Genomic DNA, 15,119 nt, shown 5'->3' with positions numbered 1-15,119 from the left:
TCATTATGGGGCATAATATGTATAAAATTAATAATTTTTTTAATCTTATACAACTAAGAACTTTCTTAGGGCAATTATACTACCAAAGGCACCTATAAGAATTCCACCTAATATAAATTCCCATGACATAGTGCTTAAAACATAGAATGGACTAACTAAACTTACTGTAATTAATTGTTTAGATAATAATGAGAATAGTGCCTTGTATGAAAAAAACAATACTATGTTTGAGAATATAGCTCCCACTAATCCAATAATCACACCTTCAATGATAAATGGCCATCTTATAAACCAATCTGTAGCTCCTACGAATTTCATTATACCAATTTCTCTTCTTCTTGAGAAAACTGTTAACTTTATAGTATTAATTATTAAGAATAATGAAACTGCTACTAATATTACAAATAAAACTACACCAACCCATCTTACTGCTTTAGTGAATGAAGAAATCTTATTTATAACATCTTGGTCATTTCCAATATTCTCTACACCAGTCATACCGCTTACTGAATTTGCTACATCTTTAGCATATTCAGGCTTTTCAAGTGTAACTAAAAAAGATGCTGGTAATGGATTTGTATCACTATTATATCCATTAAGTAAATCTTTATATTCATTTAATTGATCTTTAAATTTATCTAAAGCTTCTTCCTTGGATTCATAATTTACATCTTTAACCCCAGTTTGTTCTTTCAACTTAATTTGAACATCTCTTTGGTCCATCATAGTTATGTCATCTTTTAAGAATACTTTAATTTCTACTTTTGATTCTATATCTTGCACACCTTTTCCAACATTTAGTGCTGCTAACAAGAATACACCAAATATTAGTAACGTCATTAATACAGTTGCCATTGAGGCCAAACTTATAGTTTTATTTCTTTTTATACTCTTAAATGCATCTACTATAAAATACTTAATACTACTTAATTTCATCTTCGTACCTACCTCTCATTTCATCTCTAGCTATTTGCCCTTTCTCAATGGCTATAACTCTTTTCTTCATAGTATCAACAATATCTTTAGCATGTGTTGCCATTAACACTGTTGTTCCTGCCCTATTTATATCCTCTAGTAAATTCATTATTTCTGTCGCAGTTTCAGGATCTAAATTTCCAGTAGGCTCATCCGCAATTAAAACTGCTGGATTGTTTACTATGGCTCTTGCTAATGAAACTCTTTGTTGTTCTCCTCCTGATAATTCAGTAGGAAACATTTTATATTTGTGTGATAATCCTACCAATGAAAGTACCATAGGTACTCTTCTTCTTATTTCTCTTGGAGAAGACTCAACAACTCTCATAGCAAATGCAACATTTTCATATACATTAAGAGTTGGTATTAATCTAAAATCTTGAAATACCATTCCCATTTTTCTTCTATAGTAAGGTATTTGATTTCTCTTTATATTTGATAAATCTGTCCCATTTACAGTTATCTTTCCCTCTGTTGGGTCTATTTCTTTCAGAAGCATTTTTATAAATGTTGACTTACCTGCCCCTGAAGGACCAACTAGGAATACAAATTCTCCTGTCTCTATATTTATATTAACTTTAGCTAAGGCTTTTACATTGTTATTATAAATTTTACTTACATTCTTAAATTCTATCATAAAAACACTCCTCAATTTTTTTTGTGTGGTTTTTTACTATGATTATTATTTTCACTATAAAAAACATAAACACTTTTTTATTATAACATAGTTAAAATCCATTATAAAATCCAATTTTTTAAAGTTTTTTGTCATATTTAATAATATTACGAAAAAGTTCATACTAAACTTGGTGTATCTTGTTTGAAATTAAAACCATTACTTCAAAACTTTGTTATACTGTATAAAAAATCTGAACCCCCAAACAACTTCTTCATTAAAGTCATTTTTGAATTCAGATCCGTTCAAAATAAATATTTAATTTACATATGTACCCACTTTTTTTATCCCTCAAGCATGGTAAATCCCTCACCTAGCACCTCTCTAACATCATTAACTGTTATAAATGCTCTTGGGTCTATTTCTTTTATCTTGAATTTAAGCTTAATAAATTGACGTCTATTTACCACTGTAAATATAATTTGATTATTTGCTTTGGAGTATCCACCTGTTCCATCTAGTACAGTACAGCCTCTATCAACCTCATTTAAAATATATTTTACAATTTCTTCACCTTTTGAGCTAATTATAAAGACTTGCTTACAAACATTAAATCCTTCTATAAACTTATCAACCATACTTCCAATAAGAAATACACTGATGAGTCCAAACATTCCTAAATCAACACCAAAAGTATAGATAGCAAGGATTGTAATTATGAAGTCAGTTATTAACAAGCACTTTCCAATATCTAAATGAAGATATTTGTTTATTATTTTAGCTATAATAGATGTTCCCCCTGTTGATGAATTCTGAGAAAAAACCATAGCTATTCCTAATGATGATATAACACTACCAGCTACTGTTGCTAATACAAGATTGTGTGTTACTGCAGTTGGCGATAGATATTTTTCTATAAGCCACAAAACTAGTGAAAGTCCAAAGGATGCATAAATACTTTTACCGCCAAAATTTCCCCCAATTAATATAAATGCTAAAGCAAACAATATAATATTAGCAATTATTAGTATTAGTCCTGGAGATATCCCAAATATTTTGTTTAGAACTAATGCAAGACCTGAGATCCCCCCAGCAGCTATATTGTTTGGATAAAAAAAGTATTCTAATGATATTGCTGTAAGTAATATTCCTATAGTAATTAATAAGTTTTCTTTAAAATATTTTTTCAAACTGCAATGCCCCCTCTACTACAACTTATTGTAACTCCCCAAAACCTTCTCCTAAAACTTCATGAACTTCTCCTACTGTTATAAATGCCGCTTTATCTATTTCTTTTATATAATTCTTTAATTTAATAAATTCATTTCTACCTAACACAGTATATAAAAGAGCTGTATCATTTCCTGAAAAGCCACCTTTTCCTTGAATAAATGTACATCCTCTATCTAAATCTTTAATTATAAATTGGCTTATTTCTTTGTTCTTATCACTAATTATAGTAACTTCTTTACAACTCTTAAATCCTTCTATTACTCTATCAATTGCTAATCCGTTAAATATAACGCATAGAAGTGCATAAAGCCCTCTGTTCACTCCAAAAGTTACTGCACCTGCTAAGGTGACTAAAAAATCTACTGATAATAATGATTTCCCAATATCTATGCTTATATATTTATTAATTATCTTAGCTACTATGTCAGTTCCTCCAGTTGAAGCATTAACATTAAAAATCATTGCCATTCCCAAAGATGTAACTATGGTTCCAAAAATAGCTGCTAACATTAAATCAGTTGTTAATGCTGTAGGCTTTAAAAATCTTTCTACTACCCACATAATAAATGATAACCCAAAACTGGCGTATATTGTTTTAGCTCCAAAGTTACCACCTATTAATAAAAATGCTACTGCAAATAATATAAGATTTAATATGAATACTACAGTACCTGTTTTTAGCCAAGTCACATATTTAGTAAGAACTATTGCTATACCTGTTACTCCTCCAGCAGCAATATCATTTGGGATGAAAAAATACTCTAGTGAGAAAACAACTAAAAGTATACCTACTGTAATTAAAAAATAATCTTTTAATATATTTTTATTCATAATAACCTCCTATGGCAGTAGTGTTTGTAATTTATTCTTATTATATTTATTATTTTACTCTTTTAGCTTTTTATAAATACGATATAACTAAAAAATATCCAGCATTTAATATTTTAGCTTAAAAATTAAAAACAGTATAGCAAAATTTACATGCTATACTGTTTATTTCTATATAATCCAACTTATTTTTTTAAACTTAATGCCTTTTTAGCTGCTTTTACTACTTCTTCAGCTGTTAATCCATAAGCCTTTAATAATTCGTCTGGCTTTCCACTTTCTCCAAAAGTATCTTTAACTCCAACTTTAATTACTGGAACTGGAACTTCTTCAGAGATTACCTCAGATATAGCTGAACCTAAACCTCCGATTATATTATGTTCTTCAGCTGAAACTATTGCTCCTGTTTCTTTTGCTGCTTTTACTAATAATTCATTATCTATTGGCTTTAATGTATGAATATTAATTACTCTTGTACTAATGCCTTCTGCTTCTAAAATCTCTCTTGCTTCAAGTACTACATCAACCATTATTCCTGTTGCAACAAGTGTAACGTCTTTTCCGTCCTTTAATGTTACACCTTTTCCTATTTGGAATTTATAATCTGCATTATCATTTATTATATTTACTGCTGCCCTTCCTAATCTAACATAACAAGGACCATTAAACTCTGCAATTGCCTTTATTGCAGCATCAGTTTCTACTGCATCACTAGGGCAAATAACTGTCATTCCTGGAATACTTCTCATTAATGCTAGATCTTCAATTGCTTGGTGAGATGCTCCATCCTCTCCAACAGTTAATCCTGCATGAGTAGCACATACTTTAACATTTAATCTAGGATAACATATTGAATTTCTTATTTGTTCGAAAGCTCTTCCTGCTGCAAACATTGCAAATGTACTTACAAAAGGAATTTTGCCACAAGTTGATATTCCAGCTGCTACAGACATCATATTTCCTTCTGCAATTCCCATATTTATAAATCTATCAGCACAAACCTTTTGGAAATCTGCTGTTTTTGTAGATTTTGAAAGGTCAGCATCTAATACAACTATATTATTATTTTTTTGTCCTATCTCCGCTAATGTTTTTCCATAAGCTTCTCTAGTAGCAATTTTCTTACTCATTATTTTTCTCCTCCAATTTCTTTTAATGCTTTTTCACATTGTTCAACACTTGGAGCTGTTCCATGCCATGCTGCCTCGTTCTCCATAAATGAAACACCCTTACCTTTAACTGTTTTACATATAATTGCTGTAGGTGCTCCTTTTGTTTTTTTAGCAGTTTCAATAGCTGCTAATATTTCTTCATAGTTATGTCCATCGATTATTATTGTTTTCCAACCAAATGCTTCATATTTTTTATCAATTGGAGCTGGGTTCATAACTTGATGTACATCTCCATCTATTTGTAATCCGTTGTAATCTATAAATATAGTTAAGTTATCTAATCTGTAATGAGCTGCACTCATAGCTGCTTCCCATACTTGTCCTTCTTCTAATTCTCCATCTCCTAAAAGTGCAAATACTCTATAATTTTTATTATCAAGTTTTCCAGCTATAGCCATTCCAACAGCAGCTGATATTCCTTGACCAAGTGATCCAGTTGACATATCTATTCCTGGTAAGTCATTCATATTAGGATGACCTTGAAGTCTTGAACCAATCTTTCTTAATGTTTTTAATTCTTCAACTGGTAAATATCCTTTTCTTGCTAACGCAGAATATAAAACTGGCGCTGCATGACCTTTTGATAATACAAATCTATCTCTATCTGGATTATTTGGATTTTCCGGACTTATATTCATTTCGTTAAAAAATAATGTTGTAACTATATCTGTTGCTGATAGTGAACCACCTGGATGTCCTGATGCTGATTCTGTTAGCATAGTTACTATATCTTTTCTTATTTCTTTGGCTATACTCTGTAATTCTGATATTTTATTACTCATTTTTGCCCTCCTGATTAAAAAAATTAACTTAATAAAGATTACCTTTTTTCCTAAGTCATTATATCATACAATTTTTTCTTTGTACATAATATTAGTGTATATGTGCTATGTTTTTTATACCTTTTAATTATATGTGCTATACTATTTAAAAATACTATAATCCAAACACATACCTTATCATTGCTTCTGAGTAACTAAAAAAACAAATAATATATCTTTATATTATAGAAAAAAGGATTTTTTTATCATATTAAAACTTTATGTAGCTATATATATAATTTTTCCTTAAGTATATTAATATATGTAGATTAAATTTTTCTCCCTTTAAATAAAAAATCCTCAAACTCAAAATGCTATAAATTCTTAAATAGCAAAAAAACTCAGCCTAAACTGAGTTTTTCATTGTATATTGTTCAATTTTTATTATAATCTTCTAAATAAGCCCTAAGCTTATTACTAATGCCTTGCTAACCTTGTCCATATCAGAATCTGTCATATGCCCTATCTTTTCTTTTAATCTTCTCTTATCTAAGGTTCGTAATTGTTCAAGTAAAACAACTGAATCTCTATTTAAGCCATATTCTTCTGAAGAAATCTCTACATGAGTAGGCAACTTAGCTTTATTAATTTGAGAAGTAATAGCTGCTACAATAACTGTAGGACTATACTTATTCCCAATATCATTTTGTATAATTATAACTGGCCTTATACCACCTTGTTCTGAACCTATAACAGGACTTAAGTCGGCATAAAACACATCTCCTCTTTTTACTACCATTGTGGTCATATGTCTATCACACTCCGCATAACCAATTCTCGTAATAGTCGGTTTCTTCTAATGAACCTCTAATACAAGTCTCAGCTAGTTCTAAATTAATTTCGGCCATTTCACCATAGCCCTTTGAAAGCTCTGCTTCTGAATAAATCATTTCTTTGCCTTCAATATATAATATTAGATTACCATCTGTATATTTACAGTTTTTTTCAATATTTACGGATAAATTTAAATTTTTCTTTGATAGAGACATAACCATTCCTCCTAGGTAGAAAAAGAGATTATGTATTAATTATATTACAAATTATGTCACGTTGTCAAAGATTTCGACCTTTGTTTCTCTATTTATTTTTTTCAAATACTACACATAGTTTCTTATTTTGACAATTTTTCCATCTCTAATGTAAACTCTTGGAACTCTTCTGCCTATCATACAGATTATCTCATAATTGATAGTATCTAGAATCTCAGCTAAGTCATCAGCATTAAATTTAGCTTCTCCTTGTTCTCCTAATAGAACAACCTCATCACCAACACTTACTTCTCCAACATCTGTAACGTCAACCATGACTTGATCCATGCATACCCTTCCAACTATAGGAGCTAATTTCCCATTAATGATAACTTTACCCTTATTTGAAAGAGATCTTGTATACCCATCTGCATATCCTACTGGAAGTGTTGCTATAACACTTTCTCGCTCTGTTTTAAATTTTCTTCCATAGCTTATATACATACCTTCAGGCAATGTCTTTAAATGCGCGATTGAAGTTTTCAAAGTCAATGCAGGTTTTAGATTAAGCTTATCTTTAAGAACTTCATCTGATGGATAATACCCATACATTATTATGCCTGGCCTTACTCCATCAAAATAAGTTTCTTCCATATCCATTATAGCTGCACTATTAGATACATGTTTAACATTAAATTTAATTCCTTCTTGTTCTAATCTATTAGTAAAATCATAAAACAGCTTTAATTGATATTTAGTATAACTTTTATCAGTTTCATCTGCTGTGGAGAAATGAGTAAAAATCCCCTCCAATATTATATTGGGAAGCTTGCTTATCTTTCTTACAATTTCTAGTCCCTCTTCATTTGGTAATATTCCAATTCTCCCCATTCCTGTATCTAATGCTATATGAATTTTTATATTTCTCTTCTCTTTTATTGCTATATCTGAAAGTCCTTTAACATAATTAAGATCATAGACAGTTTGTTCAATATCATATTGAGCCATCTTATCACCAAATGTTAGTGGTGTATATCCTAAAATTAGGATAGGTGCCTTAACCCCTGATCTCCTTAATTCTAGTGCTTCTGTAATAACCGCTACAGCTAATCCTGTAGCTCCATTTTCCAGAAAAATTGGTGCGACATCTAGTGCTCCATGGCCATATCCATCAGCCTTTACAACTGCGTAAATCTTTTTATCCTTTACTAAATTTTTAATCTGTCTCATATTATTTTCCAAAGAATTCAGGTTAATTTCTGCCCAAACTGGTCTTATGCTTTCATCCATTAATTCCACCTCTTAGTTGCTTTTAATTTCCAAAAGACCTTCATCAAGTCTAGGATTGATCTGAAAGTCAGTGTACCTAGCCTCAAATGTTTTTTCGCCTTTTTTATTTAATATGACAAATCGCTCTGGAACTTTATCTGGAATGTTTATATATAAAATCCCTACATCCAAATTCGGATTATTAATATCTAGTGGTATGCTAACTTTATAATATCCTTTTCCAATTTCCTTATTATACTCAAATGATAATGATCTTTCATCATTTAAATACTTTGATAAGTTGTTTATAAATGAAGCTTCATAGAAGTCATAGTTTTCCTTAGAAGTTTCAAATAATTCTCCATCTTTATCATTTCCACCTACAACTTGTCCCTCATTATTATACACCTGAATTCTATTGTCTCCAAAGACCACTTTATTACCTTTTTCCTTCAAAAAATACTGCTTAGTGGTTTCTTCTTTTTCTCCCATTGAATTATAAAATTTATAATCTACATTACATTCATAACTCTTAATGTTTCTTAATAGTTTCAAAACTCTCTCTGGTGAACTGGAAATTTTCATATAGATAATAGAAATACAAGATAAAATTATTACAAATAATAACATGCTTAGTGCAATCTTTTTTTTCATTTTTCCTCCAAAGTTATTTGCTCTACACTAATACTATTATTAAATGAATTTAATTATTCATAATTTAAGTTATAAAAAATCGTCAAGGCGATTATGAGCCGTCGATTTTTTACTCGCATCTGCCTTTCCAAACGCATGTGAGGAAAAACTGGCAGGCGACTAATTCTATTTTTTACTCTTAGGTAAATCTATAGTTTTTATAGGATACTTATAATGTTATCCTGAGCTTAAAATATTACAAGTTCCTAAAGAGTAAAAATCGTCAAGGAGGTTATCCACCGGTTAATTCCTTTAAATAACTTGGAATCTTTTCTATTATACTTGTTGCACTAACTGAATACATCTCCTCAGATAAACGTTCTCCTATATATCCATGAATATATGACCCTAATTTTGCTGCATCAAGGATATTTATCCCTTGTCCAATAAGTGATGCAATTATTCCGGTCAGTGTATCCCCCATACCTCCTGATGCCATAGAACTATTTCCTGTAGGGTTTACGTATACCCGATTCTCTCCTGCAATAACCGTATACAATCCCTTCAATAATACAGTTACTCCATATTTGTTTGAGAATTCTTTTGCTATATCAATTCTGTTCATATTAAAATCGTCTATCCCTTTACCTGTGAGTCTCGCCATTTCGCCCAAATGTGGCGTTACAATTATGTCACCCTTACACTTATTTAATATGTCCAATTGACTAGCTAATACATTTAACCCATCAGCATCTATAACAATCTTACCAGTATAATTAGTGATTACCCAATTAATTAGTTTGTTGGCTTCTGGAGTTGTTCCTAACCCTGGGCCAATTGCAACTACTTGCGCTGAATTTATTTTTTCCCCTATTTCCTCTTCTAGATGATACACTCCCACCATAGCTTCATTTAATTTATTCCTCATAGAATCCCTTATCTTTCTATGAGTATATAAATTCACTAAGCCCGAACCTGTTTTAACAGCTGCTTGTGCTGTCAAGTATGCTGCTCCAGAATATTCCTCACTCCCAGCTATAATTGCAACTCTACCATAATCACTTTTATAGCCGAACCTTTCCCTCTTAGGAATAAGACTGCTTATATCAGCTCTTTCCGTCATAACTATTCCTTCACTTACTTCTTTTAAAATGCTTTCTGGAATTCCTATAGGCTCTATTATTACTTCCCCTAAATAACTTAGAGCCTTATAGTTTAAGAATCCTCTTTTCATTGTCTGAAAGGTTATAGTTTTATCTGCCTTGACTGATGCTCCCATAACTTCTCCCGTATCGCAATTTAACCCTGAAGGCACATCTATGGAAATTTTATAGGCTGGAGAAGAATTCATACTTTCAACTATTTTTATGTACTGCTCATTTAAGTTTCTTGTGAGACCTGTCCCAAATAAGCAATCGACTATAATTTTAGTATTTCTACAAATAGTTTTAATATTTAAATCGTCCTTATTAATTAATATAATATGTACATTTAGATTTTTTAATATATTATAATTACAAACAAAATCCACTGATGCTTTATCTAAGGAACCTACAACAATTACTCTTACCTTCTTATTTAGAAAATATAAATGTCTTGCTAATGCAACCCCATCACCACCATTATTTCCTACTCCACAGATAATTAAAATGTCATCTAGATGATAAAAATGTTTTACCATTGAGAAAACTGCATTTTCCATTAATAGCACACTCGGCATTTTAAGAATTTCTATGGTTTTTCTATCCATAGCTCTGCAACCTTCTGAACCTAAAACTTCAATCATAACTCCTCCTTATATTTCTAAAATAACATATGCAATTGCGTCTGTTTTATTATGTGAGATACTTAAATGAATATTACTTACATTCAATTTATCCGCTAACTCTTTAGCATTTCCATATAACACAATTGATGGTTTTCCTAGTTCATCTCTTACTACCTCAACTTCACCCAAAGTGAATCCTCTAAAACCTAACCCTACTGCTTTTGAGAACGCTTCTTTTGCCGCGTAACTCCCTGCTAAGCTTTCATAATTATTGTTTTTATTTTTAAAGTAGTGTATTTCGTTTTCAGTAAAAACTTTAGCTAAAAAACTTGAAGTTCTGTTAACTGCTCGCTCGACTCTATCAATTTCTATTATGTCAACTCCAACACCATATATCATTGTATTCCTCCAATTAATAAATATATCTAAATTCTACAACTGGAGAATTTAATTAGCAAGGATTGGCTAATAATTGTTTAAATGAGTATTAAGCGCCAATCCCTGCCCAATCACTTGATCATAATATATATCTAAAAATCTAGAACACATTCATCAACCTTTTCTCCTAATATGTCAATAACATGAACAGGAGAAACTTTATGCTTATATATTAAGTTTAACATTTCTTCAACCTTGCTATAAATTGGCGAAATCAGATTTATACTTTCTCGCTCTACATCCTTTAACTCTTCAGCTTTAAACAGTAAGCGCTCCGCTTCAATACCATATGCTTTAACGTTATCATATAAATTTTCTGTTAGCCTGTATGAATATTCATACCTAATATCAAAGTCAATTTCCTCCACTGCTTTTTCACTCTTCAAAATAACCATTTTTATCCCCCTTAATCTTTACAATTTTCCCTTCGGCATAAAAATACTGTATAAAAAAATCATAACATAAGGGTTTCAAAAAACTTGTCAAAAGATGAACAAGCTTTAAATTAATTTCTCTCATAAATAGACATTATTATCTTAAAATGTACTTTGTACTATATACAAACTTCTCTTTATCTACAAAAATCTACTTTCTTGCGAAAAATATTATAAATTTTGAATTATAATATTTTTTAACTCAACATCTAGCGATAAATATCCACAAATATCTTCAATAATCAAAATTGATGCTAAAGTCACTGCCATTTCTTCTGTCTCCATATTATTTAATGAATATCTCTTCTTATAACTCTCTAAGACTTCCCTTCTATATCTAATATCCTTATATATTTCCTTTAATATCTTAATTAAGTACTTATAGATGTTTGATATGAACAATTCCTTTTCTGTATTTTCACCATTTATAATTTTTTTCAAAATTTCTTCTTCGTCATTTATTCCATAGTCAGTTCTTAATTGTTTAACCATTCTTTCAGCAATATATCCACCTACTATTTCTTCATTAATAAGTGCTATCTCACCACTAGTATTAAATAGAACCATGAATTCTATGTTTAATTTCCCTAAAGCTTTTAACTCATCAACTAAATTTTTGATGTTACTATTGAAAGCTACAGTGTAGTTAGATTCATTTATAAAATACTCTAACTCTCTCGCAACAGCTAATGTTACAAATTCATAAAAACTTTTTGAAGACATTTTGTGAATCATTTTATTCCCTCCCTAATTTATACATTAACTAAAAGATATTTCAAAATGTATAAGAATACTAATAGTACTAGTGTCAGGTACTATTTTATGTAGGAATTTCATATTTTATGTTATTTATTAATAAGAAAAGAGAGCCAATTAAATTAGCTCTCTTAATCTCTCAATAAATCCATAATCCCATAGTTGAAATTTTTTGTATACGTTCCCATACCATGAATTTATTATAACACACGAAAATTAAAAATCAACATATTTATGAAAAATCTTCAAAAAATTCTAAACAAAGATGGAATTAGTAATATTTTATCCTAATAAATATAACCAAAATATGGTATTATGTGATTTTTAAAATAATATTATAAATTACATTATTAAATTTTTAACAATATTTAAGAGTAATTTGCCTTTTATCTCTTTTATTTTTATTTTTTTTGTTGTATAATTTAATCAATAACTAATAATTATTATTAGTTAATAATTATATTTTACGATAGTTTTTAATGGTGAATGATTTTAAGGAAGGTGAAAATATGAGATCTTTAGAAGTAAAAAAGGACATACACTGGGTAGGTGCACTTGACCCTGAACTAAGAATTTTTGATATTATAATGTATACCCCTTATGGAACAACTTATAATTCATATGTTGTTAAAGGTAGTGAAAAAGTTGCTGTTTTTGAAACTGTTAAGGAACAATTCTTTGATCAATATATTGAAAGATTAAAGGATCTTAATATCGATGTATCAAAAATTGATTATATCATCGTTGATCATACAGAACCTGACCACGCTGGTTCCGTGGCCAAGTTATTAGCCCTTTCCCCTGGAGCAAAGGTTGTTGGCTCAGCTGCTGCTATTAGATTTTTAAAGAATATTGCTAATAGAGAATTTGAATCCATTATAGTATCTGATAATGACACACTATCTTTAGGAAATAAAACTCTTAAATTTCTATCTGTACCATTTCTACATTGGCCAGATACAATATATACTTTTATTCCCGAAGATAAAACATTAATAACTTGTGATTCTTTTGGTACTCATTATTGTTTTGAAGAAATTTTTAATGATAAAATTCCGAATGAAAAAGAATATATGGAATCTTTAAGATATTACTATGATTGCATAATGGGACCTTTTAAACCATATGTCCTTAAAGCAATAGATAAAATAAAGGATTTAGATATAGATCTAATTTGCCCTGGACACGGTCCTATATTAAGGGAAGATCCATGGAAAATTGTTAATCTCTATAAGGAATGGAGCACTCCTTCAGTCAACAATGATAAGAAAAAAGTTACAATTTCATACGTATCTGCTTACGGATACACAGAACAACTAGCAAATACAATTGCAGATGGAATAAAATCAGTATCTGATATTGAAGTAAAACTATATAATGTTATTCATAATCAAATGAATGATATTGTATCTGATATATCTGACTCTGATGGAATTCTTTTTGGCTCTCCAACTATTGTAGGTGAGTTATTGGAACCTATACGTGACTTATTATCAAAACTTAATCCAATAATTCATGGTAAAAAAGTTGCTGGTGCATTTGGATCATATGGATGGAGTGGTGAGGCTGTACCTAGAATAGAAGCAAGACTCAAGGAATTAAATATGAATTTATTCTCTCCTGGATTAAGAATTAACTTCAAACCTTCAGATAATGACTTAAGAGAAGCTTTTGAATTTGGAGTAGGTTTTGCTGAAAAAATCTTAGGTAGAGAACCCAAACAAAAAGTGAAAGATACTAAGGAAATAGAACAAATATCTACAGATGGTGAAATTAAATATTGGAAGTGTGTAGTATGTGGAGAAATTTTTGAAGGTACTGTTCCTCCAGAGATTTGTCCAGTATGTGGCGCAGGAAGAGATCAATTTGTTGAGGTTGTAAAAGAAAATAGAAGCTTTAGAAATGATACCGAGGAGAACTTTGTAATCATTGGTAATGGTGCTGCCGGATATTATGCTGCTAAAGCTATAAGAGAAAGAAATGAAAAAGCTAATATAACATTAGTATCTAAAGAAAAACTTTCTTCATATTTTAGGCCACAATTATCTGACTTAATTTCTCAAGAAATAGATGAAGAAACTTTTTATATAGCACCATCAAAGTGGTATGACGATAATAAAATCAATCAGATTCTAGGTAAAAAAGTTACTTCTATAAATAAGGATTTAAAGGTAATTAATTTTGAAGATAATACTAAAATAAATTATGATAAACTAATTTTAGCTACAGGAAGTCATAATTTCATTCCTAATGTTGAGGTTATTGACTTAGATAATAAAAAAGAAATACTAAGCTTGAACTCCTTTAACTATAACTCTATTAATGGAATCTACTCAATAAAAGATATAGAAGATGTTAATAAACTTAAAATGAATCTATGTAAAGAAAAGAAAGTTGTTGTAGTCGGTGGTGGGCTTCTAGGACTTGAAGCTGCATGGGAAATAAATAAATCTGGAGCAAAAGTTAATGTAGTGGAATTTTTCTCAAGGCTGTTACCTCGTCAATTAGACGATGAAGGTGCTGAACTATTTAAAACATCTATAAACTCTACTAATATAAAGTTGAGGCTTGGTGAATCTGTAAATAAGATTAAAACAAGTAATAATACAGTAAAATCTGTTGAATTAAACACAGGAGAAGAAATAGAAGCTGATATAGTTCTCTTTTCAGTAGGAATTAGAGCTAATACAGATTTAGCTAAGGCTACTGGCGTTCTTTGTGATAGGGGTATAATTGTAAATGACAAGATGGAAACAAATATAAATGGAATATATGCTTGTGGAGATGTTGCTGAGTTAAAGGGAATATCTTATGGTAACTGGCCTGCCGCTATCGAAATGGGTAAGATAGCTGGAGCAAATGCTGCAGGAGATTCACTAGAATTTCAAGGATTTGTCTCCTCAGTAATATTTGATGCATTAAATACAAAGATCTTCTCTGCTGGCACAGTTGATTTTAATGATTCTTCTTTAGAATATTTATCTGTAAAAAGTAACGAGGAATCTAAGTATTCAAAATACTTCTTTAAAAATCATAAACTAATTGGTGGAATATTAATTGGTGATTTATCTACCTCTTCAAAAATAATAGAAGGTATTTCAAAAGAGATTACAAAATCAGAAGTGTTCTCATTCCTTAAATAATGAAAAAAAATTAGAGATGTCCTCATCTCTAATTTTTTTGTTTCAATTATTTATTTTGAAAATCA

General features: G+C 30.1%; 15 protein-coding genes. 1 reads left to right on the top strand and 14 read right to left on the bottom strand.

From position 1 onward, the window contains the following. Positions 1–45 precede the first annotated feature (45 nt). From ftsX to JK634_RS06925, 14 genes are all read right to left on the bottom strand, one after another. Positions 46–936, bottom strand: coding sequence for a permease-like cell division protein FtsX (gene ftsX, locus JK634_RS06990; protein ID WP_202766924.1), 891 nt, complete (start codon positions 934–936; stop codon positions 46–48). Then, a complete protein-coding gene (ftsE, locus tag JK634_RS06985) occupies positions 923–1,612 on the bottom strand; it encodes a cell division ATP-binding protein FtsE (RefSeq protein WP_202766923.1) in 690 nt (229 codons plus the stop codon). The genes ftsX and ftsE overlap by 14 nt, the downstream gene beginning before the upstream one ends. 323 nt (positions 1,613–1,935) lie before the next feature. Next, entirely contained in the window at positions 1,936–2,781 is an 846-nt protein-coding gene (locus JK634_RS06980; protein WP_202766922.1) for a YitT family protein, read from the bottom strand. Between the two features lie 25 nt (positions 2,782–2,806). Further along, a complete protein-coding gene (locus JK634_RS06975; protein WP_202766921.1) occupies positions 2,807–3,655 on the bottom strand; it encodes a YitT family protein in 849 nt (282 codons plus the stop codon). A gap of 182 nt (positions 3,656–3,837) precedes the next feature. Beyond that, positions 3,838–4,782: a transketolase family protein gene (locus tag JK634_RS06970; protein ID WP_202766920.1), complete on the bottom strand. Its 945-nt coding sequence runs from the start codon at positions 4,780–4,782 to the stop codon at positions 3,838–3,840. Then, positions 4,782–5,606 carry a transketolase gene (locus tag JK634_RS06965; RefSeq protein ID WP_202766919.1) on the bottom strand — a complete coding sequence of 275 codons (825 nt, stop codon included), beginning with the start codon at positions 5,604–5,606 and terminating at the stop codon, positions 4,782–4,784. The genes JK634_RS06970 and JK634_RS06965 overlap by 1 nt, the downstream gene beginning before the upstream one ends. Positions 5,607–6,039: 433 nt before the next feature. Then, positions 6,040–6,393: a type II toxin-antitoxin system PemK/MazF family toxin gene (locus JK634_RS06960; RefSeq protein ID WP_274228687.1), complete on the bottom strand. Its 354-nt coding sequence runs from the start codon at positions 6,391–6,393 to the stop codon at positions 6,040–6,042. Between the two features lie 7 nt (positions 6,394–6,400). Beyond that, positions 6,401–6,634 carry a hypothetical protein gene (locus tag JK634_RS06955; protein WP_202766918.1) on the bottom strand — a complete coding sequence of 78 codons (234 nt, stop codon included), beginning with the start codon at positions 6,632–6,634 and terminating at the stop codon, positions 6,401–6,403. Positions 6,635–6,742: 108 nt separating this feature from the next. Next, positions 6,743–7,903: an alanine racemase gene (gene alr / locus JK634_RS06950; protein WP_202766917.1), complete on the bottom strand. Its 1,161-nt coding sequence runs from the start codon at positions 7,901–7,903 to the stop codon at positions 6,743–6,745. Positions 7,904–7,915: 12 nt separating this feature from the next. After that, the gene (locus JK634_RS06945; RefSeq protein WP_202766916.1) at positions 7,916–8,536 is read right to left on the bottom strand and encodes a germination lipoprotein GerS-related protein; all 621 of its coding nucleotides are present in this window, start codon (positions 8,534–8,536) and stop codon (positions 7,916–7,918) included. A gap of 271 nt (positions 8,537–8,807) precedes the next feature. Then, on the bottom strand, positions 8,808–10,301 hold the full coding sequence (locus tag JK634_RS06940) for an NAD(P)H-hydrate dehydratase (protein WP_202766915.1): 1,494 nt from the start codon (positions 10,299–10,301) through the stop codon (positions 8,808–8,810). Positions 10,302–10,310: 9 nt separating this feature from the next. After that, on the bottom strand, positions 10,311–10,682 hold the full coding sequence (gene acpS, locus JK634_RS06935) for a holo-ACP synthase (RefSeq protein WP_202766914.1): 372 nt from the start codon (positions 10,680–10,682) through the stop codon (positions 10,311–10,313). 131 nt (positions 10,683–10,813) lie between these two features. Then, the gene (locus JK634_RS06930; RefSeq protein WP_202766913.1) at positions 10,814–11,116 is read right to left on the bottom strand and encodes a DUF6514 family protein; all 303 of its coding nucleotides are present in this window, start codon (positions 11,114–11,116) and stop codon (positions 10,814–10,816) included. A 210-nt stretch (positions 11,117–11,326) separates the two neighbouring features. Continuing rightward, positions 11,327–11,890, bottom strand: a complete 564-nt coding sequence (locus tag JK634_RS06925; RefSeq protein ID WP_202766912.1) for a hypothetical protein — start codon at positions 11,888–11,890, stop codon at positions 11,327–11,329. A gap of 530 nt (positions 11,891–12,420) precedes the next feature. Here JK634_RS06925 and JK634_RS06920 point away from each other — a divergent pair. Beyond that, complete coding sequence (locus tag JK634_RS06920; RefSeq protein ID WP_202766911.1) at positions 12,421–15,054, top strand: FAD-dependent oxidoreductase; 2,634 nt, start codon at positions 12,421–12,423, stop codon at positions 15,052–15,054. Positions 15,055–15,119: the final 65 nt, after the last annotated feature.

The sequence above is a fragment of the Clostridium paridis genome, assembly GCF_016765615.1.
Lineage (GTDB): Bacteria > Bacillota > Clostridia > Clostridiales > Clostridiaceae > Clostridium_T > Clostridium_T paridis.
The sequence above is the reverse complement of the archived record's forward strand: the minus strand, read 5'-3'. Positions and strand labels throughout refer to the sequence as shown.